Raw genomic sequence first — 22,237 nt, 5'->3', positions numbered from 1 at the left:
TTATAGACAGGATCACCATGCCGGCTTCATTCGTTCACCTGCGCCTGCACACCGAATACTCACTGGTCGATGGCCTGGTGCGGATCAAGCCGCTGATCAAAACCCTGGTCGGTATGAACATGCCTGCTGTGGCGGTGACTGACCAGAACAATATGTGTTCCCTGGTCAAGTTCTACAAAGCCGCCATGGGCGGTGGGATCAAGCCGATCAGTGGTGCTGATCTGTGGCTGTCGAACAAAGACCCGGAAAACCCGCTAAGCCGAATCAGCCTGTTGGCGATGAACCCTTTGGGCTATCGCAACCTCACCGAGCTGATCTCCCGGGGGTACATCGAAGGCCAGCGCAATGGTCAGGTGATCATCGAGCGTGAGTGGGTCGCTGAAGCGGCTGAAGGTTTGATCATGCTGTCAGCCGCCAAAGAGGGTGAAATTGGCGTCGCACTGATCAGTGGTAATACGCAAGAGGCCGAAATGCTGACCCGGGAATGGATGTCAGTATTTCCGGACCGCTTCTACCTAGAGGTGCAGCGCACCAAGCGTCCCAATGATGAGGAGCACTTGCACGGTGCTGTCGCATTGGCGGACAAGCTCGGCGTTCCACTGGTGGCCACCAACGATGTGCGGTTCTTGCGCCAGCAAGATTTCGAAGCTCACGAAACCCGCGTATGCATTGGTGAAGGCCGGGCTCTTGATGACCCGCGCCGCTCCAAGAACTACAGTGATCAGCAGTACCTGAAAAGCGCCGATGAAATGGCTGAACTGTTCAGTGACTTGCCTGAGGCACTGGCAAACTCGGTTGAAATCGCCAAGCGCTGCAATATCGACGTGAAGCTGGGCACTCACTTTTTGCCCAACTTCCCGATTCCCGATGGCATGACCATTGACGAATATTTCCGCAAGGTGTCGTTTGAGGGGCTTGAAGATCGCTTGAGCGTTCTGCTGCCCAAAGACACCACCGAAGACTACGACACCAAGCGTCAGGTGTATGTCGACCGTCTGAATTTTGAGCTGGATATCATTATCCAGATGGGCTTCCCCGGTTACTTCCTGATCGTAATGGACTTTATCCAGTGGGCTAAAAGCAACGGCGTGCCTGTAGGCCCGGGCCGTGGGTCGGGTGCCGGCTCGCTGGTGGCCTATGTGCAGAAGATTACTGACCTGGACCCGTTGGAATACGATCTGCTGTTCGAACGTTTCCTTAACCCGGAACGGGTATCGATGCCCGACTTCGACGTCGACTTCTGCATGGATGGTCGCGATCGGGTCATTGAATACGTGGCTGACAAGTACGGCCGTAATGCTGTAAGCCAGATCATTACCTTCGGTTCGATGGCTGCGAAAGCGGTTATTCGAGACGTGGCGCGGGTTCAGGGCAAGTCCTACGGACTGGCGGATCGTCTGTCGAAGATGATTCCGTTTGAAGTGGGCATGACGCTGGAAAAAGCCTACGAGCAAGAAGAGATTCTGCGCGATTTCATCAAGGTTGATGAGGAAGCGGCAGAAATCTGGGAAATGGCTCGAAAGCTTGAAGGCGTTGTGCGTAACGTCGGTAAGCACGCCGGTGGTGTGGTAATTGCGCCAACCAAACTCACCGACTTTTCGCCGATTTATTGCGATGAAGAGGGTGGCGGCCTGGTCACCCAGTTCGACAAGGATGACGTTGAATCTGCGGGTCTGGTGAAGTTCGACTTCCTCGGCCTGAGAACCTTGACGGTTATCGACTGGGCGCTGAAAACCATCAACCGCGATCGCGCCAAAGTCGATGAGCCGCCGCTGGATATCGCCTTTATCCCGCTGGACGACAAGCCGACGTATCAACTGCTGCAAAAAGCTGAAACCACCGCGGTGTTCCAGCTAGAGTCGCGCGGCATGAAAGAGCTGATCAAAAAGCTCAAGCCCGACTGCCTGGAAGATTTGATCGCACTGGTGGCCTTGTTCCGTCCGGGCCCTTTGCAATCCGGCATGGTGGATGACTTCATCAACCGTAAGCACGGCCGTGCCGAGCTGGCTTACCCGCACTCCGATTATCAATACGAAGGCTTGAAGCCTGTCTTGGCGCCGACCTACGGCATCATCCTGTATCAAGAACAGGTGATGCAGATTGCTCAGGTCATGGCGGGTTACACGCTGGGCGGCGCAGACATGCTGCGTCGGGCGATGGGTAAGAAAAAGCCCGAAGAAATGGCCAAGCAGCGTGGCGGCTTTATTGAAGGTTGCGCCAACAACAATATTGATGCCGATCTGGCCGGTAACATTTTCGACCTGGTAGAGAAATTTGCCGGCTATGGCTTCAACAAATCTCACTCCGCAGCCTATGGCCTGGTGTCCTACCAGACCGCATGGCTGAAAACCCATTACCCGGCGCCTTTCATGGCCGCGGTACTGTCGGCGGATATGCATAACACCGACAAGGTTGTGACCTTGATCGAAGAAATTCGCACCATGAAGCTGCGTCTCGACGCGCCGGATGTGAATGCTTCGGAGTTCAAGTTCACGGTAAACGATGAAGGCCGGATTATTTACGGCCTTGGCGCGATCAAAGGTGTCGGTGAGGGCCCGGTAGAGGCAATTACTGAGGCGCGACAGAATGGTCCGTTTACGGATTTGTTCGATTTCTGTGCGCGGGTTGACCTTAAGCGGATCAATAAACGTACCCTTGATGGTCTTATCCGCAGTGGTGCACTGGACCGGCTTGGGCCGTTTTTTCATGATGAGCCCAAAGCGTGGCAAGCGAGCATTGACCAGAATCGCGCGGTGTTGCTGGCGGCCATGGAAGAAGCCATCAAGGCCGCTGAGCAGACGGCGCGTACCCATGACAGTGGGCACGCCGACCTGTTTGGCGGTCTGTTTGTCGAGGAAGACGCCGACGTCTATGCCAATCATCGCAAGGCTAAGGAACTGACGCTTAAGGAGCGTCTCAAAGGTGAGAAGGACACCCTCGGTCTGTACCTGACGGGGCACCCGATCGATGAATATGAAGGTGAAATTCGTCGTTTCGCCCGCCAGCGCATTATCGACTTGAAGCCGGCTCGTGATACTCAGACTGTGGCTGGCATGATTATCGCCTTGCGAGTGATGAAGAATAAAAAGGGCGACAAGATGGGCTTTATCACCCTCGATGACCGCTCGGGCCGGATTGAAGCCTCGCTGTTTGCTGAGGCATTTCATTCAGCTCAATCCTTATTGCAGACGGATGCGATGGTGGTGGTCGAGGGTGAAGTCAGCAATGATGATTTCTCGGGCGGCTTGCGACTGCGGGTCAAGCGCGTGATGAGCATGGAAGATGCGCGCACCAATCTGGCCGAAAGCCTGCGATTGAAAGTGGCGCAAGCGGCGCTCAAGGGGGATCAGTTGCGTTGGTTGGGCGAATTGTTCAAGAAACACCGTGGCGCGTGCCCGATTACCATGGAGTACACCGGGGAAGGCGCCAAAGCCATGTTGCAGTTTGGCGAGACCTGGCGAATTGATCCGGCGGATAGCTTGATTCAAGCCTTGCGTGACCAGTTTGGGCGAGACAACGTCTTCCTCCAATACCGTTGATGGTCAGGGGCGATAGCCGCGTCCTGACCTTGACCTGAATTTTTAATCTCGACCTGAGAGCGCCTGTCCCTTAAGGTAGGCGCGATACAGATCAACCGGCTGCCCCAGTGAGGCGCTATACACCAGCAAATGCTGGGTTTTAGACCTCCTGGCATGCTTTGCCGCCGACCCAAGACGGATGCTTATGAACCCGAATTTTCTTGATTTCGAACAGCCGATTGCTGACCTGCAAGCCAAAATCGAAGAGTTGCGCTTGGTTGGTAATGATAATTCGCTGAATATCAGTGATGAAATCTCTCGTCTGCAAGACAAAAGCAAAACGCTGACTGAAGATATTTTCGGCAAACTGACCAGCTGGCAGATTGCCCGTCTGGCCCGTCACCCGCGTCGTCCTTACACGCTTGACTACATCGAGCATATCTTCACCGAGTTTGATGAGTTGCACGGCGACCGTCACTTCTCTGACGATGCGGCGATCGTGGGTGGTATTGCGCGTCTGGACGATCAGCCAGTAATGGTGATTGGTCACCAGAAAGGGCGTGAAGTGCGCGAAAAGGTTCGCCGCAACTTCGGCATGCCGCGTCCTGAAGGCTACCGCAAGGCCTGCCGTCTGATGGAAATGGCCGAGCGCTTCAAAATGCCGATCCTGACCTTTATCGATACGCCGGGTGCCTACCCTGGGATTGACGCTGAAGAGCGCAACCAGAGCGAAGCAATTGCCTGGAACCTGCGCGTCATGTCGCGTCTGAAAACACCGATTATCGCCACGGTTATTGGTGAAGGCGGTTCGGGCGGTGCGTTGGCGATCGGTGTTTGCGATCAGTTGAACATGTTGCAGTACTCGACCTACGCGGTTATCTCGCCTGAGGGCTGTGCTTCGATTCTGTGGAAAACGGCCGAGAAGGCGCCGGACGCTGCTGAGGCGATGGGCATTACGGCCGATCGTTTGAAAGGCCTGGGCATCGTGGACAAGGTGATTGGCGAGCCTTTGGGCGGCGCGCACCGTGACCCGGCTGCTGCATCTGCCACCATTCGTGCCGATCTTATTTCCCAGCTCGACATGCTGAACAAGCTGGATCACGAAACCTTGCTTAAGCGTCGTTATGATCGCTTGATGAGCTACGGTCTCTGATTAACGGCTGACCCTCACCCCAACCCTCTCCCAAAGGGAGAGGGAGCTGATTGGAGGTGTTCTTGACGCCCCGTGCAGTCAGTTGCCCTCCCAGAGGGAGAGGGAGCTGGTTGGAGGTGATCTTGGAGTCGCGCGCAATCAGTGCCCTCTCCCTCCGGGAGAGGGCTAGGGTGAGGGGCTTTTGATCTTGATTAACGGCTGACCCTCACCCCAACCCTCTCCCAAAGGGAGAGGGAGCTGATTGGAGGTGTTCTTGACGCCCCGTGCAGTCAGTTGCCCTCCCAGAGGGAGAGGGAGCTGATTGGAGGTGATCTTGGAGTCGCGCGCAATCAGTTCCCTCTCCCTCCGGGAGAGGGCTAGGGTGAGGGGCTTTTGATCTTGATGGCTTTTTTCCGCGGGATTGTGTGATGCCCAACCTCTCAATCCAGCTCCTTCAAGCCTTGAAAGCCTGGCGCAAAGCCAAAGCTTGGCACGTCGCCTTCTCCGGCGGTCTTGACTCTACCGTTCTGCTGCATCTTCTCGTTCAACTCCGTCAAACCCATTCACTCCCCCCGATCACCGCTGTCCATGTCCATCATGGTCTTCAGGCGACAGCTGACGCGTGGCCGGCCCATTGCCAGGCGTTGTGTGATGAGTTGAATGTTCCATTACAGGTCATTCGCGTACAGGTGCAACCTGGCGCAAGCGTTGAGCGGGCTGCGCGGGAGGCGCGCTATCAGGCGTTTGTGGCCTGCACTCGTGCCGATGAGGTGTTGCTGACAGGGCAGCACCGTGATGATCAAGCTGAAACCGTGCTCTTTCGTCTGTTACGTGGCGCTGGGGTGAACGGTCTGGCAGGTATGCCGCGCCAGCGCCGTTTGGGGCAAGGTTCACTGTGTCGACCTTTACTGGACGTGTCTCGAGCCGAACTGGAGGCATACGCTCATGACCAGCGCCTGACATGGGTTGAAGATCCCTCCAACAGTCAGACAAACTTTTCCCGCAATTATTTGCGTCATGAAGTGCTTCCGGTTCTCGAACGTCGCTGGCCGCAAGCCACCACCACGCTCGCGCGCAATGCCGATCACTGCGCTGAAGCTCAAGGCTTGCTGAGCGAATTGGCTGAACAGGATTTGCAGGCCGCTGTTTCGCCCACAGCGTTCGACTGGCTAGGCGTTCCATCGCTGGAGCTGGCTCCACTTGCCCGTATGTCGCCTGCACGTCAGCGCAACGCCTTGCGTCATTGGCTCAATGCATTCAGTCCCATGCCTGATACGGAGCATTGGGCCGGGTGGGAAACCCTTCGTGATGCCCGTGAAGGGGCGCAGCCGATATGGCGCCTGGCGGGTGGGGAAATGCATCGTGCGAGTGGGCGAGTGTGGTGGCTTTCAGGTGATTGGCTAAAGCCACCTGTTGCGCCCGGATTGTGGATGCAGCCGCAGCATCCGCTCGTCTTGCCGGGTAACGGTTTGCTCAGCCTGCACGGAGAAATTCCCGCTGGCTCTGTGCAAGTGAGCTATCGTCAAGGCGGTGAAGTGATGGAGTTGGCACAACGGGGGCATCGCGACCTCAAACGTCTGTTGAACGAGCGCGGTGTTCCGCTGTTTGCCCGTGGCAGATTGCCGCTTGTGTCTGTAAATGAGCAGTTATTGGCGGTGGCAAACGTGCCCGGACTGGACTCCAGCCCCTGTGGACGCTGGAAATTACAGTGGCTGCCAACTTCCAGCGATCAAGGTTTGAGCTGAAAGGGGGTTTCCGGTAGACTACGCTCCCTTCTTGATACAACTTCTGTAGATTCACCAGAATTACAGAAGTTGCCGATTACCAAGCAGTCTTTGCTGGGCGATTTTAAAAAAATGTGTGGCTTGTATCGAACCGGTGGTTGCCATCGGTCTGTTCCAACGCAGCAGTTTTTCAAAAGGTGCACTGTGACTAATGCTGGTGATTGGGGGCTTCGGCCTTCCTTCGCTTTCCCCGGCGGCTCTGACCGCTTTAACGCAGACTTCTAGGGTTTTTCATGACGCGCTACATCTTCGTCACGGGCGGTGTTGTTTCTTCATTGGGGAAAGGCATTGCCTCGGCTTCATTGGCAGCCATCCTGGAGGCGCGGGGACTTAAGGTCACCATGCTGAAGCTGGACCCCTACATCAACGTTGATCCGGGCACCATGAGCCCGTTCCAGCACGGTGAAGTGTTCGTCACACACGACGGCGCAGAAACCGACCTGGACTTGGGTCACTACGAGCGGTTTATCCGCACGACGATGACCCAGAACAACAACTTCACCACGGGCCGTGTTTACGAGCACGTTCTGCGCAAGGAGCGCCGTGGTGATTACCTGGGTGCAACCATTCAGGTAATTCCGCACATCACCGACGAAATCAAACGTCGGATCATCAAGGGCGCCGGCGATGCCGACGTAGCGATGGTTGAGATTGGCGGCACTGTGGGTGACATTGAGTCGCAACCGTTCCTCGAAGCAATCCGTCAGTTGCGCATCGAAGTGGGCGCCAAGCGCGCCATGCTGATGCACCTGACACTGGTCCCGTACATCGCCACCGCAGGCGAAACGAAAACCAAACCTACACAGCACTCGGTTAAAGAGCTGCGTTCGATCGGCTTGCAGCCAGATGTTCTGATCTGCCGTTCCGATCACCACGTTGATGTGTCCTCGCGTCGCAAGATTGCGCTGTTCACCAACGTAGAAGAGCGCGCCGTTATTTCGCTGGAAGACGCCGACACCATCTACAAGATTCCGGGCATGCTGCACGCTCAGGGCCTGGATGATTTCGTCGTTGAGCGTTTCGGTCTGGAATGCAACAGCGCTGACCTGTCCGAATGGGACAAAGTGGTCGACGCCAAGCTGAACCCGGAGCACGAAGTCACCATCGCGATGGTTGGCAAGTACATGGAACTGCTGGACGCGTACAAATCGCTGATTGAAGCGATGAGCCACGCCGGTATTTCCAACCGTACCAAGGTCAACCTGCGTTATATCGACTCCGAAGACATCGAAAACAAAGGCACTGAACTGCTTGAAGGCTGTGATGCCATTCTGGTTCCGGGCGGCTTCGGTCTGCGCGGCGTCGAAGGCAAGATCACCGCGGTTCAATATGCACGTGAAAACAAGGTGCCATACCTGGGTATCTGCCTGGGCATGCAGGTAGCGGTTATCGAGTTCGCACGTAATGTGCTGGGCTGGAAAGACGCCAACTCCACCGAGTTTGATCGCAACAGCGGCCATCCGGTAGTGGGTCTGATCACCGAGTGGGAAGACGCCACTGGTGCAGTCGAAACCCGTACCGAAACCTCGGACCTGGGCGGCACCATGCGTCTGGGCGCGCAGGACTGCCAGTTGGCACCCGGCTCCAAGGTGCACGACTGCTATGCCAAAGACGTGATCGTTGAACGTCACCGTCACCGCTACGAAGTGAACAACAACCTGCTGCCTCAGCTGATGGAAGCGGGCCTGAAAGTGACGGGTCGTTCCGGCGACGGCGCGTTGGTAGAAGTGGTTGAAGCACCGGATCATCCTTGGTTCGTCGCTTGCCAGTTCCACCCGGAGTTCACCTCGACGCCACGTGATGGCCATCCATTGTTCACAGGTTTCGTCAAAGCAGCACTGGCGCAACACGAGAAGAAGGCATAAACAGCATGGCGCAAAAGATTATCCGTGTAGGCAATATCGAAATTGCCAACGACAAGCCAATGGTCTTGTTCGGTGGCATGAACGTGCTGGAAAGCCGTGATATGGCCATGCAGGTGTGTGAAGAGTACGTGCGGGTTACCGAAAAGCTCGGTATTCCTTATGTATTCAAGGCCAGTTTCGACAAGGCCAACCGCTCATCTGTCAGCTCGTACCGTGGCCCCGGCCTCGAAGAAGGCATGCGGATTTTCCAGGACATCAAGGCCGCCTTTGGCGTGCCTGTGATCACCGACGTCCACGAGCCTGCGCAAGCAGCCGTGGTCGCGGAAGTTTGCGACATCATCCAGTTGCCGGCTTTCCTGTCGCGCCAGACTGATCTGGTCGTGGCCATGGCCAAGACCGGTGCTGTGATTAACATCAAGAAAGCCCAGTTCCTTGCACCTCAGGAAATGAAACACATCCTGAGCAAATGCGAAGAAGCCGGCAACGATCAGTTGATCCTCTGTGAACGTGGTTCCAGCTTTGGCTACAACAACCTTGTAGTCGACATGCTGGGCTTCGGCATCATGAAGCAGTTCGAATACCCGGTGTTTTTCGACGTGACCCACGCGCTGCAAATGCCCGGTGGTCGCGCCGATTCGGCCGGTGGTCGTCGTGCTCAAGTCACCGATCTGGCCAAGGCTGGCATCAGTCAGAGCCTTGCAGGTCTGTTCCTTGAGGCACACCCGGATCCAGACAACGCCAAATGCGACGGCCCTTGTGCCTTGCGTCTGGACAAACTGGAGCCTTTCCTGGCCCAGTTGAAAGCGCTGGATGAGTTGGTTAAGAGTTTTCCGACAATAGAAACCGCGTAAACCCCGTTTCTCCGGTAAAGTACCGCACGATTTCTCGGGCCTCAGGGCCCGAGCCTTATCGTCCGCAAGGTTGCCTGTCATTTACCCCTTGCCGCCGATAACGAAATTTCCCTCAGCTGCGTGTTTTCGTCAACTTTGGAGTATTTACAACAATGGCAAAGATCGTCGACATCAAAGGTCGTGAAGTTCTCGACTCCCGTGGTAACCCCACCGTGGAAGCGGACGTGCTTCTCGACAACGGCATCATCGGCAGCGCTTGCGCGCCGTCCGGTGCTTCCACCGGTTCCCGTGAAGCATTGGAACTGCGTGATGGCGACAAGAGCCGTTACTTGGGCAAAGGCGTGCTGAAAGCCGTTGCCAACATTAACGGCCCTATTCGTGATTTGCTGCTGGGTAAAGACCCGGTTGATCAAAAAGCGCTGGACCACGCGATGATCGCGCTGGACGGCACTGAAAACAAAGGTTCCCTGGGTGCCAATGCCATCCTCGCCGTCTCTTTGGCTGCGGCCAAGGCTGCTGCTCAGGATCAGGACCTGCCGCTGTACGCGCACATTGCCAACCTGAACGGCACGCCGGGTGTTTACTCGATGCCTGTGCCGATGATGAACATCATCAACGGTGGCGAGCACGCTGATAACAACGTCGACATTCAAGAGTTCATGGTGCAGCCAGTCGGTGCCAAGACTTTCTCCGACGCGCTGCGCATGGGCACTGAAATCTTCCATCACCTCAAAGCTGTGCTCAAGGCCCGTGGCCTGAACACTGCTGTAGGCGACGAAGGTGGTTTTGCGCCTGACCTGGCGTCGAACGAAGAAGCGCTGAAAGTGATCTCCGAAGCTATCGCCAATGCCGGTTACACCCTCGGCACAGACGTAACGCTGGCGCTGGATTGCGCTGCCAGCGAATTCTACGAAGACGGCAAGTACAATCTGTCGGGCGAAGGTCAAGTGTTCGATTCCGAAGGCTTTGCTGAATACCTGAAAGGTCTGACTCAGCGTTACCCGATCATCTCTATTGAAGACGGTCTGGACGAGTCTGACTGGGATGGCTGGAAAATCCTGACCGACAAAATTGGTGAGAAGGTTCAGTTGGTCGGTGATGACCTGTTCGTTACCAACACCAAGATTCTGAAAGAGGGCATCGATAAAAAGATCGCCAACTCGATTCTGATCAAGTTCAACCAGATCGGCACCTTGACCGAAACACTGGAAGCTATCCAGATGGCCAAGGCCGCGGGTTACACGGCGGTCATTTCCCACCGTTCGGGCGAAACCGAAGACTCCACCATTGCCGATCTGGCCGTGGGCACGTCGGCTGGGCAGATCAAAACCGGCTCTCTGTGCCGCTCTGATCGCGTTTCCAAGTACAACCAATTACTGCGTATCGAAGAGCAGTTGGGGGCGAAAGCCAAGTACAACGGTCGCAACGAGTTTCGCGGCTAAGCGGTAGATGGTAAAAAGTCCTCAGATAGTGTCAGAAAATTCGCCAAGTACGGTTTTTTGACACTAGTCTGATGCTTCTGTATACCAAGCCTGGTTCGTCCAGGCTTTGTACTATTCGTTGTTTACGTTTTCGGCATGGCTGTCTTTTCACTGGATACCTGATATTCGATGCGCAGTCCCAATTGGTTGTTTCTCATCTTGCTCTTGCTGCTGGCTGGCCTACAGTATCGTCTGTGGGTGGGAAATGGCAGTTTGGCGCAGGTTACCGACCTGACACAGCAAATCGCTGATCAGCATGCTGAAAATGAAGTGTTGCTGGAGCGTAACCGCGTGCTGGATGCGGAAGTGCTTGAATTGAAAAAAGGCATGGAGACCGTTGAAGAACGAGCCCGCCATGAATTGGGTATGGTCAAGGAGGGCGAAACCCTCTACCAGTTGGCCCAATGAGCTTTTCATCACCGGCCTTCTGGGCCGTGATTCCTGCCGCGGGCGTCGGTGCCCGTATGGCCGCAGACCGTCCCAAGCAGTATTTGCAATTGGGCGGGCGCACTATTCTGGAACACAGCCTTGGCTGTTTTCTCGATCATCCAGGCCTTAAAGGGCTGGTGGTCAGCATTGCTTCTGATGATCCCTTCTGGCCTTTCTTGCCGTCAGCTGCTGACCCGCGTGTGGTGCGGGTTGACGGTGGGCGCGAACGTGCCGATTCGGTGCTCAATGCACTTTTGCATTTACATGCGCACGGCGCGTGCGATGACGATTGGGTATTGGTTCACGATGCGGCCCGGCCGAATCTTTCTCGCGAAGACCTCGACAAACTCTTGGGTGAGTTAGCCGATGATCCTGTAGGTGGCTTGTTAGCCGTGCCTGCACGGGACACCCTTAAAAAGGTGGATAAACAAGGGCGTGCCGTTGCGACGATCGACCGTAGCTTGATCTGGCAGGCATACACACCGCAGATGTTCCGACTGGGTGCATTGCATCGAGCCTTGGCTGATAGCTTGGTGGCTGATGCGAACATTACGGATGAGTCGTCGGCAATGGAGTGGGCAGGTTTGGCCCCGCGCCTGATCGAAGGCCGTTCGGACAACATCAAAGTCACCCGCCCCGAAGACCTGGAATGGCTTCGGTTGCGTTGGGTAAATCGCTGATCAGACCTATAATTCGCGATCGCTTTGTAGCAGCTGCCGAAGGCTGCGTCCGGCTGCGAAGCAGTCGTAAACCCTGAGAATCTAACCTACCTGACACTCCGCGCAATCTGAGTTCACGGCCGCTTCGCAGCCGGACGCAGCCTTCGGCAGCTGCTACAGGTCTGTGTATTCCACCCGTTTGGCCAATCCTTCTTTTAAGTAGTCCACCAGTTTTCTGACTTTGGGCGACAAGTGCCGCTGTTGCGGATACAGCGCCCAAACTGCGGTGTTAGGCGGTTGATGGGTCTGCAGTAAAGACACCAATGCCCCGGTCTTTAAATGCTCCAGCACGTAATAATCTGGCAACTGGCAAAGACCTACGCCGAGCAACGCCGCATCCAGAACCGCCTGCCCGCTGTTACACCGCCAATTGCCCTGTACACGCTGTGAGAATTCGCGGCCATCTTGCTGCAATTGCCATTGATCGGAGCTGCCAATCAAGCAGTTATGACGGCTCAATTCCGACACGCTATGGGGCCTCCCGTAATGCTCCAGATAGGACGGAGCCGCGCATACGTACATCCGTCTCGGCGCAAGGCGGGTGGCCACCAATCTGGAGTCCTGCAAGCGACCCAGTCGTATGGCGAGATCGAGACTCTCATGTACCAGATCCAACGTGCGATTGGTCAACTCAATGTCCACCCGTAGCTGGGGGTACATGCCCATAAAACGTGTGACCAACGGCACAATAAAGCGCTCCCCGTAAGCCACCGCGCAGGTCATGCGCAACATGCCCTTGGGTTCGCTGGATAAGTCGCCCACAGCCCGTAGTGCCTCTTCGCGTCCGTCTTGCAAACGCTGACAGTGTTGCAAAAAAGTTTGGCCTGCCTCCGTCAGCGTGACCCGTCGCGTACTGCGATAAAACAATCGGGTCTGTAAACGCTCTTCGAGGCGCGCCACCTGGCGGCTGATATGGGATGAAGAAACGCCAAGTCGCTCGGCCGCTGCAGTGAATTGGCCGCATTCAGCCACCGCAACAAACTCATCAATACCTTCCCAGCGGTTTTCATTCACGCTTATTGTCCCTGTGTAGCAATAATGTTTTGCTTTTAACTGGATTATTTATCAAACAGCGCTCAACTACACTGTCCGTCTTGTTTGTACTTTGTTGGAGACGATTGATGATCAAGTCCCGTGCTGCTGTAGCGTTCGAAGCCAAAAAACCGCTTGAGATCGTAGAAGTTGATGTTGCCATGCCCAAGGCGGGTGAAGTACTGCTGCGGGTGGTTGCCTCAGGTGTCTGTCATACCGACGCATACACCTTGTCGGGCGCTGACCCGGAAGGCATCTTCCCCTCGATTTTAGGCCACGAAGGCGGTGCTATCGTTGAGGCCATTGGCGAGGGCGTTACCTCTGTTGCGGTCGGTGACCATGTAATCCCGCTTTACACGCCTGAGTGCGGCAAGTGCAAATTTTGCCTGTCTGGCAAGACCAACTTGTGTCAGGCCATTCGTGCGACTCAAGGCAAAGGCCTGATGCCTGACGGCACTACGCGCTTCTCCTATAAAGGTCAGCCTATTTTCCACTACATGGGTACCTCGACATTCTCTGAGTACACCGTGGTGCCAGAAATTTCTGTGGCCAAGATTCAAAAAGAGGCGCCGCTTGAGAAGGTGTGTCTGCTTGGGTGTGGCGTGACCACCGGGATTGGTGCAGTCCTCAATACGGCCAAGGTCAAGCCGGGTGACACCGTGGCCATTTTCGGTCTGGGTGGCATTGGCCTGTCAGCGGTTATTGGTGCGGTCAAAGCCAAGGCGGCGCGGATCATCGCCATTGATATTAACCCGGCCAAATTTGAAATTGCCCGTCAGCTGGGCGCAACCGACTGCGTCAATCCAAAAGACTTTGATCGTCCGATTCAGGAAGTGATCGTGGATATGACAGACGGTGGCGTCGACTTCTCTTTCGAATGCATTGGCAATGTGCAGCTTATGCGTGCGGCACTGGAGTGCTGCCACAAGGGCTGGGGCGAGTCAGTCATCATCGGCGTGGCCGGTGCTGGCCAAGAAATTTCGACCCGTCCATTCCAATTGGTCACCGGTCGCGTCTGGCGTGGTTCGGCATTTGGCGGCGTACGTGGTCGCAGCGAGTTGCCAAGCTATGTGGACATGGCACAGAGCGGCGAGATCCCGCTGGATACGTTCATCACCCACACCATGGGTCTGGAAGACATCAACAAGGCTTTCGACCTGATGCACGAAGGCAAAAGCATCCGCACGGTTATCCACTTCTAACCCATAGCTGAAAGTTGCAAGCCTCAAGCGACAAGTGGGAGATACACCCCCGCCTGCTTTTAACTTGAAGCTTGCAGCTTAAAACGTGGAGCTGCTTCTTATGCCCTTAACAAATATTTCCTGCCAGAAAAGCTTTGGCGGTTGGCACAAGCGTTACAAGCACCGTTCTGAGGTGTTGGGTTGCGACATGGTGTTTGCCGTGTACTTGCCACCGCAAGCGGAGCAGGGCGCAACTTTACCTGTGCTGTATTGGTTGTCGGGTCTGACCTGCACTGACGAGAACTTCATGCACAAGGCCGGTGCAATGAAAATGGCCGCTGAATTAGGGCTGATTATTGTTGCGCCGGACACCAGTCCTCGTGGCGAAGGCGTACCGGATGACCCCCAGGGCGCGTGGGATTTTGGCCTGGGAGCCGGTTTTTACCTGAACGCCACACAGCAGCCGTGGGCCCAGCATTACCAGATGCACGATTATGTGGTGCACGAGTTGCCTGCATTGGTTGAAGCCCACTTTCCAGCCTCGCAAAAGCGTGGCATCAGCGGCCATTCGATGGGTGGGCATGGTGCTTTGGTGTGTGCATTGCGTAATCCAGGGCGCTATCAATCGGTGTCGGCTTTTGCGCCGATCAGCAACCCGATGGATTGTCCTTGGGGGCAAAAGGCTTTTTCCCACTATTTGGGTGATGAGCGTGCACGCTGGCGTGAGTGGGATGCCAGTGTGTTGATAAGCGAGGCCAAGGAAAAGCTGCCGCTGCTGGTGGATCAGGGCGATCGTGATGACTTCTTGACGGTGCAACTCAAGCCAGAAGCGCTTCAACAAGCGGCAAAGTTGGCCAATCATCCGCTGACCTTGCGTCTGCAACCCGGCTATGACCACAGCTATTTTTTCATTGCCAGTTTCATTGACGACCACTTGCGTCACCACGCAAGCGCACTAAGTGCTTAATAGTAGGTAGAATCACGCCCTGACTTAATCGGGGCGTTTTTTTATGCGTATTGGCCACGGCTATGATGTGCACTGTTTTGCTGAAGGCGACTTTATAACCTTGGGCGGTGTACGAATCCCCCATAAATTCGGGCTGTTGGCCCACTCCGATGGCGACGTGCTGTTGCATGCACTCAGCGATGCTTTGCTGGGGGCTGCGGCACTGGGCGACATCGGCAAGCATTTCCCTGACACCGACCCGCAATTCAAGGGCGCTGACAGTCGCGTCCTGTTGCGCCATGTCGTGGGTCTTATCCATGCCAAGGGCTGGAAGGTCGGCAATGTCGACAACACGATCATTGCTCAGGCGCCAAAAATGGCGCCGCATATCGAAACCATGCGTGCGTTGATTGCCGCGGATCTAGAGGTTGATTTGGACCAGGTAAACGTAAAAGCCACTACCACTGAAAAGCTGGGCTTTGTAGGGCGTGAAGAAGGTATTGCCGTGCACGCCATTGCTTTGTTGGTTCGCGCATGAACGAGTTTGATCTGCTGGGGCCGCTGGCTTACGGCGAGCCTTTAGGCTCGGCAGTGCTCAAAGCCACGGCTGAAGATTTTCAGGTAGATGAAGTGCTGGACATACCGTTGTCCGGAGACGGCGAGCACCTGTGGCTGTGGGTTGAAAAGCGTGGTCTGAACACCGAAGAAGCGGCACGGCGTATCGCCAAGGCGGCCGGTGTTCCCTTGCGCACAGTCAGCTATGCAGGTCTCAAGGATCGCCAGGCACTGACGCGTCAATGGTTCAGCGTACAGCTGCCAGGCAAGGCTGATCCTGACTTGTCGGCCGCTGAAAATGACACGCTGAAGATACTCAAAACCTCCCGGCATAAACGCAAATTACAGCGTGGCGCCCATGCGGCCAACGGTTTTACCTTGCGTCTGACGCAGCTGGATGCCGACAAGGAGGCGTTGCAGCAGCGTCTGGAATTGATTAGCCGGCAAGGCGTGCCGAACTATTTTGGCAGCCAGCGTTTTGGCTGGCAGGGCGGAAATGTGGGCGAGGCACGCGATTACGCCGCTCGCAAAGCATTGCCTGAGCAGCGCAATGTCCGTTCGCGTCTGCTGTCCACGGCCCGCAGCTACCTGTTCAATCAGGTGCTGGCCGCGCGGGTAGCCGATGGCTCCTGGCAGCGTGCTCAAGTCGGTGACTTGCTGGCTTTTACCGACAGTCGAAGTTTCTTCCCTGCGGGCGAAGCCGAGTGCAACGATCCGCGACTGGCGATTCTTGATCTTCATCCAACCGGCCCTCTGTGGGGCGAGGGTGAGTCTGCAACCACCCACGCGACCCATGTGCTGGAGCAGTCGGTCGCCGCACGTGAAGCCGACCTGCGTGACTGGCTGGTGCGTGCCGGCATGAGCCATGAGCGACGTATTTTGCGACTGCCCATTGGGCGGTTGACGTGGCATTATCCGGAGCCTGACATTCTGCAACTCGAATTTGTTCTGCCGGCCGGATGCTTCGCCACTGTTCTGGTGCGCGAACTTGTTGATCTGGTGCCTTTGGGTCAAACGGACAACTTATGCGTATTCTGATTTCTAACGATGATGGGGTCACCGCTCCGGGCTTGGCTGCGCTTTATGGCGCGCTTGAAGATTATTGCGAGTGCGTGGTAATTGCTCCTGATCAAGACAAAAGCGGTGCGAGCAGCTCATTGACGCTTGATCGCCCGCTGCACCCGCAGACCCTGAGTAATGGCTTTGTCAGCATTAACGGGACCCCCACCGATTGCGTCCATCTGGGTATTCACGGCTTGTTGAATCAGCAGCCGGATATGGTGGTGTCGGGCATCAATCTGGGCGCCAATCTGGGTGATGACGTGCTGTATTCAGGCACTGTAGCGGCAGCGCTAGAAGGGCGTTTTCTCGATCTTCCTTCGTTTGCCTTCTCGTTGGTTTCACGTCAGGTCGACAACTTGCCAACGGCGGCTCATTTCGCCCGCAAGTTGGTAGAAGCCCATGCATCGCTGAATTTACCGCCACGTACGGTTCTCAACGTCAACATCCCTAATTTGCCCCTCGATAAAATTCGCGGTATCCAGCTCACCCGCTTGGGCCACCGTGCCCGAGCATCCGCGCCGGTACGGGTTGTCGATCCTCGGGGTAAGGCGGGCTACTGGATTGCAGCGGCCGGGGATGTCGAGGATGGCGGTGAAGGCACGGATTTCCATGCAGTAATGCAGGGGTATGTTTCTATCACTGCGCTGCAACTGGACCGTACGTTTGGCGATGGTTTCAAAAACCTTGCCAGCTGGTTGGAGGGTTTGGGTTGAAGGGGCGTGAGCAAGATGGGCTGATGCACAGAGGCATTGGCATGACCTCGGAACGTACCCGTGAGCGTCTGATTCAGCGCTTGCTTGAAGAGGGTATTGTCAACCGCAACGTATTAGAGGTCATTCGCCGTACACCGCGTCATCTGTTTGTCGATGAAGCACTGGCGCATCGTGCCTACGAAGACACCGCGCTGCCGATTGGAAATAACCAGACCATCTCCCAACCCTACATGGTGGCGCGCATGAGCGAGCTTCTACTGGAGGACGGGCCGCTGGACAAGGTCATGGAGATCGGCACCGGTTCAGGCTATCAAACAGCAATCTTGTCGCAGCTGGTGGAGCGGATCTTTTCGGTCGAGCGGATCAAGGTGCTTCAGGATCGTGCCAAAGAGCGTCTGCTCGAACTGAACCTGCGTAATGTCGTGTTCCGTTGGGGGGATGGCTGGGAAGGCTGGCCGGCTTTGGCTCCCTACAACGGCATTATCGTGACCGCTGTGGCGACCGATGTTCCTCAGGCCTTGCTGGATCAGTTGGCCCCGGGTGGACGGCTGGTCATTCCGGTAGGCGCTGGCGAGGTTCAGCAGTTGATGCTGATCGTGCGCGAGGAGCACGGTTTCGCCCGGCGGGTTATTGGCAATGTCCGATTTGTGCCCTTACTCAATGGGCCGTTGGCCTAGCCTTTATTCAAGCCTAGTGAATTATAGGGTGGGCCGCAGGTCATAAAGGCCATTGGCCGGCCCTGCTGAGTGTGTGTTTGTGCGTATAAACGCTTTGTTTATGGGGCGGCTTTGCTCTTAGCAAAGCTGTACAGCCAGTTATACTTGCGGTTGAACGAAGCCAGTACTGGCACTCTAATATTTAACCACCATCTAAAAGGGAGCGGCGGGTGAGTCTCACAGTCATTGCGCAGCGTATGGATATCAAAAGCTATCAGAGGCTGGTGGTCGGTCTACTCCTGAGTGCGACTCTGCTTTTGTTGGCGGCGTGCTCCAGCACACCGAAGAATGGCGTACGGGTCGTTGATCGCAATGGCGTTGCTCAGCGTCCTGCTGTAACGACCGGGCAGTACGTCGTTCGACGCGGCGACACGCTGTTTTCGATTGCCTTCCGTTACGGCTGGGACTGGAAAGCATTGGCCGCCCGGAACAAGATTGATCCGCCCTTTACGATTGTCCCTGGTCAGACGATACGTTTCGATGGGCGTGCCGGAACCGTGCCTTCCGGGGGTACTACAACCACCGTGGTGTCTTCCTCAGCAGGTACTAAAACCACCGTAATCAAGCGTCCGGCCACCACGTCTAAAGCGACTGTGGCGCCAGCCCCATTACCCGCAGGCCCTGCTCCCAAAGGCTGGGGATGGCCTTCTGATGGCATTTTGATAGGTAAATTTTCTTCAAACGGTAGTTTGAATAAAGGTATTGATATCGCCGGAGATTTGGGACAGCCTGTTTTGGCTGCGTCTGATGGGTCAGTTGTTTACGCCGGCAGTGGATTGAGGGGCTACGGCGAATTAGTCATCATCAAACACAGTGACACCTACGTCAGTGCCTACGGTCATAACCGCAGGTTGTTGGTTCGGGAGGGGCAGCAGGTCAAGGTCGGACAGACAATTGCCGAAATGGGGTCAACTGGTACAGACCGGGTGAAACTTCACTTTGAGATTCGCCGTCAGGGTAAACCTGTAGATCCACTGCAATTCCTTCCACGACGTTGATCGGTTACCAGCCTGTTCCTGATGTAGCTAAGGAGCAGGTTCCAGCATTGCCAAGGATTAAGGCGATGCTTGAGCTTGAGGTCGAACTCACCAAAGGACTATATCAATGGCTCTCAACAAAGAAGTGCCGGGGTTTGACATCGACGATGAGGTGCTCCTTATGGACGCCGACATCGATAACGACTTGATGTCAGAAGAAGACGATTCACCCCCTGCATCCCGCACCAAGTCTAAGAAAACTGTAGCAGCCAAACAGCACAAGTACATTGATTACACCCGGGCGCTTGATGCAACCCAGCTGTACCTCAATGAAATTGGCTTTTCGCCGCTGCTCTCTCCTGCAGAAGAAGTTCACTTTGCACGCTTGTCGCAAAGCGGAGACCCTGCCGGACGTAAGCGCATGATTGAAAGTAACTTGCGACTGGTGGTGAAAATTGCCCGGCGTTATGTCAATCGTGGCTTATCGCTGCTCGATCTGATTGAAGAGGGCAATCTGGGGCTGATTCGGGCTGTCGAAAAGTTTGATCCCGAACGAGGGTTTCGTTTTTCGACGTATGCAACGTGGTGGATCCGTCAAACAATTGAGCGGGCCATCATGAACCAGACCCGTACCATTCGTTTGCCCATCCATGTCGTCAAAGAGCTTAATGTCTACCTGCGAGCCGCTCGCGAACTGACACAAAAACTCGATCATGAACCTTCCCCTGAAGAAATCGCCAATCTGCTCGAAAAACCTGTCGCAGAGGTCAAGCGCATGCTTGGACTCAACGAGCGGGTATCGTCTGTTGACGTGTCTCTGGGGCCAGATTCCGATAAAACGCTGCTTGATACCCTTACCGATGACCGTCCTACAGATCCGTGTGATCTGCTGCAGGATGTTGACTTGTCGCAAAGTATTGATCAGTGGTTATCTGAACTGACCGACAAACAACGTGAAGTGGTGATTCGCCGCTTCGGTTTACGTGGCCATGAAAGCAGCACGCTGGAGGACGTTGGTCTTGAGATTGGCCTGACACGCGAGCGTGTACGCCAGATTCAGGTCGAGGGGCTTAAGCGTCTGCGAGAGATCCTTGAGCGTAATGGTCTGTCGAGTGAGTCGCTGTTTCAGTAATACCGGTTTTTGATATGACTTAAATGCCCTGGGCTGATGGCTCAGGGCATTTTTTTATGTTCGATAACCCTTGTTGGGGCTCGGCTCTAGCTATTTGAGCAGCCGTTACCCATCGCACTGTATTGCATGGTGTGCTCTTGGCCCTGGTGGTCAAGGTAAGTCATTTGCAGGGAAACCACGCCGCACACATCTTCAGGAACGGGATCCATGTGTACCACTTTGGCAATGTCCAGATTAGAGCTGTACGTGTATTGCTCTGCAGCGGGTTGATCGGCAAAGGCCATTTGGCTGCCCAGCATGACGAAAGAAGCGGCAACCAACGTTCTAAACAGTTTCATTATCTATGTCCCAACAGTGCAAACGAATGACGTCTTCAGTCGCAGGTAAATAGGCTGAAGGCACTACGAAACGTGGGTGGGTGGTTTGCTTGGACCCTGACAGGCTGGCGTTTCGTGGCTTTGTTTGGAAGCTGTACCCATTTTAGGCTCATGGCGTTTTGGATAAATCCCAAAGACTGGAAAGCAATGTTGGAGAAACAGTAACAATCCGTTGTGCAGGTTCAGAGGGTGCCTTTGTGATCTTTTAGCCGCTGGAGCTGGCATTCGTTCCGCGCGAAGCGGTGGAGGGTTATGGGTTAAACGGGCCTTTGCTGTCGTTGGTTGTAAGCCTTTGCTTACATCTGATGTAAGTGAAGCGCTTAAAAAACCGTCATAAACTTGTTGTCTCTGGATTTACTAATCTATCTCATTGATTTTAAACGGTTTTTATTTTATCAAAGTCGACAATAGGTAATAAGAACCTGTAACTGATGCGCTTGCGCCAATTTTTTAAAACTTTAATATCTCAACTGTGTCGACGGATTGATACGGCGCTCAAGGATGAACGTCAGAGGACATCGCAGGACGCGATTCATCAGGATGATGAGAAGGAAAAAAGGGACTAGGGAAAAAATGTGGGCGGGTCAAACCGCCCCTTTTTTTGCCAGAATTAAAGCAAAACGCCCAAGACTAAAATCTTGGGCGTTTTGCGTTGCGCGGGTTTAAAGGCTGTCTGATTTCGCCTTTATGATGGCGCCTTACAGCGTTGGGTAGTCGATGTAGCCGACTGGGCCTTTGGCATAAAACGTTTCAGGGTGCGCCTCGTTGAGAGGAGCATCGGCCTTCAGGCGCGCAGGCAAGTCTGGGTTGGCGATAAAGGGTACACCGAACGCCACAGCGTCCGCTTTCCCCGCAGCTATCCAGGCATTTGCGCTTTCTTTGGTGAACTGCTCATTGATGATGTAAGGCCCGCCAAATGCAGCTTTAAGCTGTGGTCCGAGGCTGTCGGTGCCTTCTTTTTCACGCGAGCAAATAAATGCGATACCACGCTTGCCCAATTCACTGGCCACATAGCTGAAGGTTTCAGCCAGATTGTCATCGCCCATGTCGTGCAAGTCGGCACGTGGCGAGAGGTGTACGCCAACCCGACCTGCGCCCCAGACTTCAATGGCGGCATCGGTGACTTCCAGCAGCAGACGTGCTCGGTTTTCCAGGCTGCCGCCGTATTGGTCCGTACGCTTGTTGGTACTGCTTTGCAGGAACTGATCAAGCAAGTAGCCGTTGGCGCCATGAATTTCCACGCCGTCAAAACCTGCTGCCTTGGCGTTTTCGGAACCTGTGCGATAAGCCTCCACGATCTCGGCTATTTCGGCGGTTTCCAGAGCGCGCGGTATCGGGAAATCAGCCTTTGGGCGAACCAGGCTGACATGGCCCTTGGCTGCAATGGCGCTCGGTGCTACAGGAGCTTCCCCATTCAGATACATCGGGTGTGAGATCCGGCCTACGTGCCACAGCTGCAACATAATGCGCCCGCCGGCAGCATGAATGGCCTTGGTGATGTTGGTCCAGCCGCGCACCTGATCGTCAGACCAGATGCCAGGCGTATCCGGGTAGCCGACGCCCATTGGCGTTACCGAAGTGGCTTCGCTGAGAATCAGCCCGGCAGATGCGCGTTGAACGTAATACTCCGCCATTAGCGCATTCGGGACGCGTCCTTCATCAGCGCGGCAGCGGGTTAATGGAGCCATGATGATGCGGTTGGGCAGTTCAAGGTCGCCCAGCTTGATCGGATCGAAAATAGTCGTCATTTATACAGCCCTCTCAAGA

General features: G+C 55.2%; 19 protein-coding genes. 16 read left to right on the top strand and 3 right to left on the bottom strand.

Annotation, left to right across the window (positions count from 1 at the left end):
• Positions 1-17 precede the first annotated feature (17 nt).
• The 8 genes from dnaE to ispD all read left to right on the top strand — a co-directional run bounded on the left by dnaE (position 18) and on the right by ispD (position 11,740).
• The gene (gene dnaE / locus FJD38_RS10690; RefSeq protein ID WP_146385272.1) at positions 18-3,539 is read left to right on the top strand and encodes a DNA polymerase III subunit alpha; all 3,522 of its coding nucleotides are present in this window, start codon (positions 18-20) and stop codon (positions 3,537-3,539) included.
• A 184-nt stretch (positions 3,540-3,723) separates the two neighbouring features.
• Entirely contained in the window at positions 3,724-4,671 is a 948-nt protein-coding gene (locus FJD38_RS10685) for an acetyl-CoA carboxylase carboxyltransferase subunit alpha (RefSeq protein WP_122782409.1), read from the top strand.
• Positions 4,672-5,078: 407 nt separating this feature from the next.
• The gene (gene tilS / locus FJD38_RS10680) at positions 5,079-6,395 is read left to right on the top strand and encodes a tRNA lysidine(34) synthetase TilS (RefSeq protein ID WP_146385270.1); all 1,317 of its coding nucleotides are present in this window, start codon (positions 5,079-5,081) and stop codon (positions 6,393-6,395) included.
• A 272-nt stretch (positions 6,396-6,667) separates the two neighbouring features.
• Positions 6,668-8,299 carry a CTP synthase gene (locus tag FJD38_RS10675; protein ID WP_122781855.1) on the top strand — a complete coding sequence of 544 codons (1,632 nt, stop codon included), beginning with the start codon at positions 6,668-6,670 and terminating at the stop codon, positions 8,297-8,299.
• A gap of 5 nt (positions 8,300-8,304) precedes the next feature.
• On the top strand, positions 8,305-9,150 hold the full coding sequence (gene kdsA / locus FJD38_RS10670) for a 3-deoxy-8-phosphooctulonate synthase (protein WP_122781857.1): 846 nt from the start codon (positions 8,305-8,307) through the stop codon (positions 9,148-9,150).
• A gap of 152 nt (positions 9,151-9,302) precedes the next feature.
• The gene (eno, locus tag FJD38_RS10665; RefSeq protein WP_122781859.1) at positions 9,303-10,592 is read left to right on the top strand and encodes a phosphopyruvate hydratase; all 1,290 of its coding nucleotides are present in this window, start codon (positions 9,303-9,305) and stop codon (positions 10,590-10,592) included.
• 168 nt (positions 10,593-10,760) lie between these two features.
• Positions 10,761-11,039 (top strand): cell division protein FtsB, encoded by a 279-nt coding sequence (gene ftsB, locus FJD38_RS10660; protein WP_003440483.1) that lies wholly within the window; start codon positions 10,761-10,763, stop codon positions 11,037-11,039.
• Positions 11,036-11,740: a 2-C-methyl-D-erythritol 4-phosphate cytidylyltransferase gene (ispD, locus tag FJD38_RS10655; protein WP_146385268.1), complete on the top strand. Its 705-nt coding sequence runs from the start codon at positions 11,036-11,038 to the stop codon at positions 11,738-11,740. Before ftsB ends, ispD begins: the two co-directional genes overlap by 4 nt.
• 153 nt (positions 11,741-11,893) lie before the next feature.
• On the opposite strand, the gene FJD38_RS10650 is transcribed toward ispD, so the two are convergent.
• On the bottom strand, positions 11,894-12,793 hold the full coding sequence (locus tag FJD38_RS10650; RefSeq protein ID WP_146385266.1) for a LysR substrate-binding domain-containing protein: 900 nt from the start codon (positions 12,791-12,793) through the stop codon (positions 11,894-11,896).
• A 107-nt stretch (positions 12,794-12,900) separates the two neighbouring features.
• On the opposite strand from FJD38_RS10650, the gene FJD38_RS10645 reads away from it, so the two are divergent.
• The 8 genes from FJD38_RS10645 (at position 12,901) to rpoS (ending at position 20,093) form a co-directional block, all read left to right on the top strand.
• Positions 12,901-14,013: an S-(hydroxymethyl)glutathione dehydrogenase/class III alcohol dehydrogenase gene (locus tag FJD38_RS10645; protein ID WP_122781864.1), complete on the top strand. Its 1,113-nt coding sequence runs from the start codon at positions 12,901-12,903 to the stop codon at positions 14,011-14,013.
• Positions 14,014-14,113: 100 nt separating this feature from the next.
• A complete protein-coding gene (gene fghA, locus FJD38_RS10640; RefSeq protein ID WP_122781865.1) occupies positions 14,114-14,959 on the top strand; it encodes an S-formylglutathione hydrolase in 846 nt (281 codons plus the stop codon).
• A gap of 43 nt (positions 14,960-15,002) precedes the next feature.
• Positions 15,003-15,476: a 2-C-methyl-D-erythritol 2,4-cyclodiphosphate synthase gene (ispF, locus tag FJD38_RS10635; protein ID WP_146385264.1), complete on the top strand. Its 474-nt coding sequence runs from the start codon at positions 15,003-15,005 to the stop codon at positions 15,474-15,476.
• Positions 15,473-16,531 (top strand): tRNA pseudouridine(13) synthase TruD, encoded by a 1,059-nt coding sequence (gene truD, locus FJD38_RS10630; RefSeq protein WP_122781869.1) that lies wholly within the window; start codon positions 15,473-15,475, stop codon positions 16,529-16,531. Before ispF ends, truD begins: the two co-directional genes overlap by 4 nt.
• Positions 16,519-17,268: a 5'/3'-nucleotidase SurE gene (gene surE, locus FJD38_RS10625; RefSeq protein ID WP_146385262.1), complete on the top strand. Its 750-nt coding sequence runs from the start codon at positions 16,519-16,521 to the stop codon at positions 17,266-17,268. The genes truD and surE overlap by 13 nt, the downstream gene beginning before the upstream one ends.
• 41 nt (positions 17,269-17,309) lie before the next feature.
• Positions 17,310-17,945: a protein-L-isoaspartate(D-aspartate) O-methyltransferase gene (locus FJD38_RS10620; protein ID WP_167654264.1), complete on the top strand. Its 636-nt coding sequence runs from the start codon at positions 17,310-17,312 to the stop codon at positions 17,943-17,945.
• Between the two features lie 209 nt (positions 17,946-18,154).
• Positions 18,155-18,982 (top strand): peptidoglycan DD-metalloendopeptidase family protein, encoded by an 828-nt coding sequence (locus tag FJD38_RS10615; protein ID WP_122781872.1) that lies wholly within the window; start codon positions 18,155-18,157, stop codon positions 18,980-18,982.
• A 106-nt stretch (positions 18,983-19,088) separates the two neighbouring features.
• Positions 19,089-20,093: an RNA polymerase sigma factor RpoS gene (gene rpoS / locus FJD38_RS10610; RefSeq protein ID WP_122781874.1), complete on the top strand. Its 1,005-nt coding sequence runs from the start codon at positions 19,089-19,091 to the stop codon at positions 20,091-20,093.
• A gap of 86 nt (positions 20,094-20,179) precedes the next feature.
• On the opposite strand, the gene FJD38_RS10605 is transcribed toward rpoS, so the two are convergent.
• Positions 20,180-20,392, bottom strand: coding sequence for a DUF2790 domain-containing protein (locus FJD38_RS10605; protein WP_233609093.1), 213 nt, complete (start codon positions 20,390-20,392; stop codon positions 20,180-20,182).
• A 776-nt stretch (positions 20,393-21,168) separates the two neighbouring features.
• Positions 21,169-22,218, bottom strand: a complete 1,050-nt coding sequence (locus FJD38_RS10600) for an alkene reductase (protein WP_146385260.1) — start codon at positions 22,216-22,218, stop codon at positions 21,169-21,171.
• Positions 22,219-22,237 lie beyond the last annotated feature (19 nt).

The organism is Pseudomonas saxonica (assembly GCF_007858365.1).
GTDB classification, from domain to species: domain Bacteria; phylum Pseudomonadota; class Gammaproteobacteria; order Pseudomonadales; family Pseudomonadaceae; genus Aquipseudomonas; species Aquipseudomonas saxonica.
Note: the sequence above shows the minus strand (reverse complement) of the source record. Positions and strands in the feature narration are given on the sequence as shown.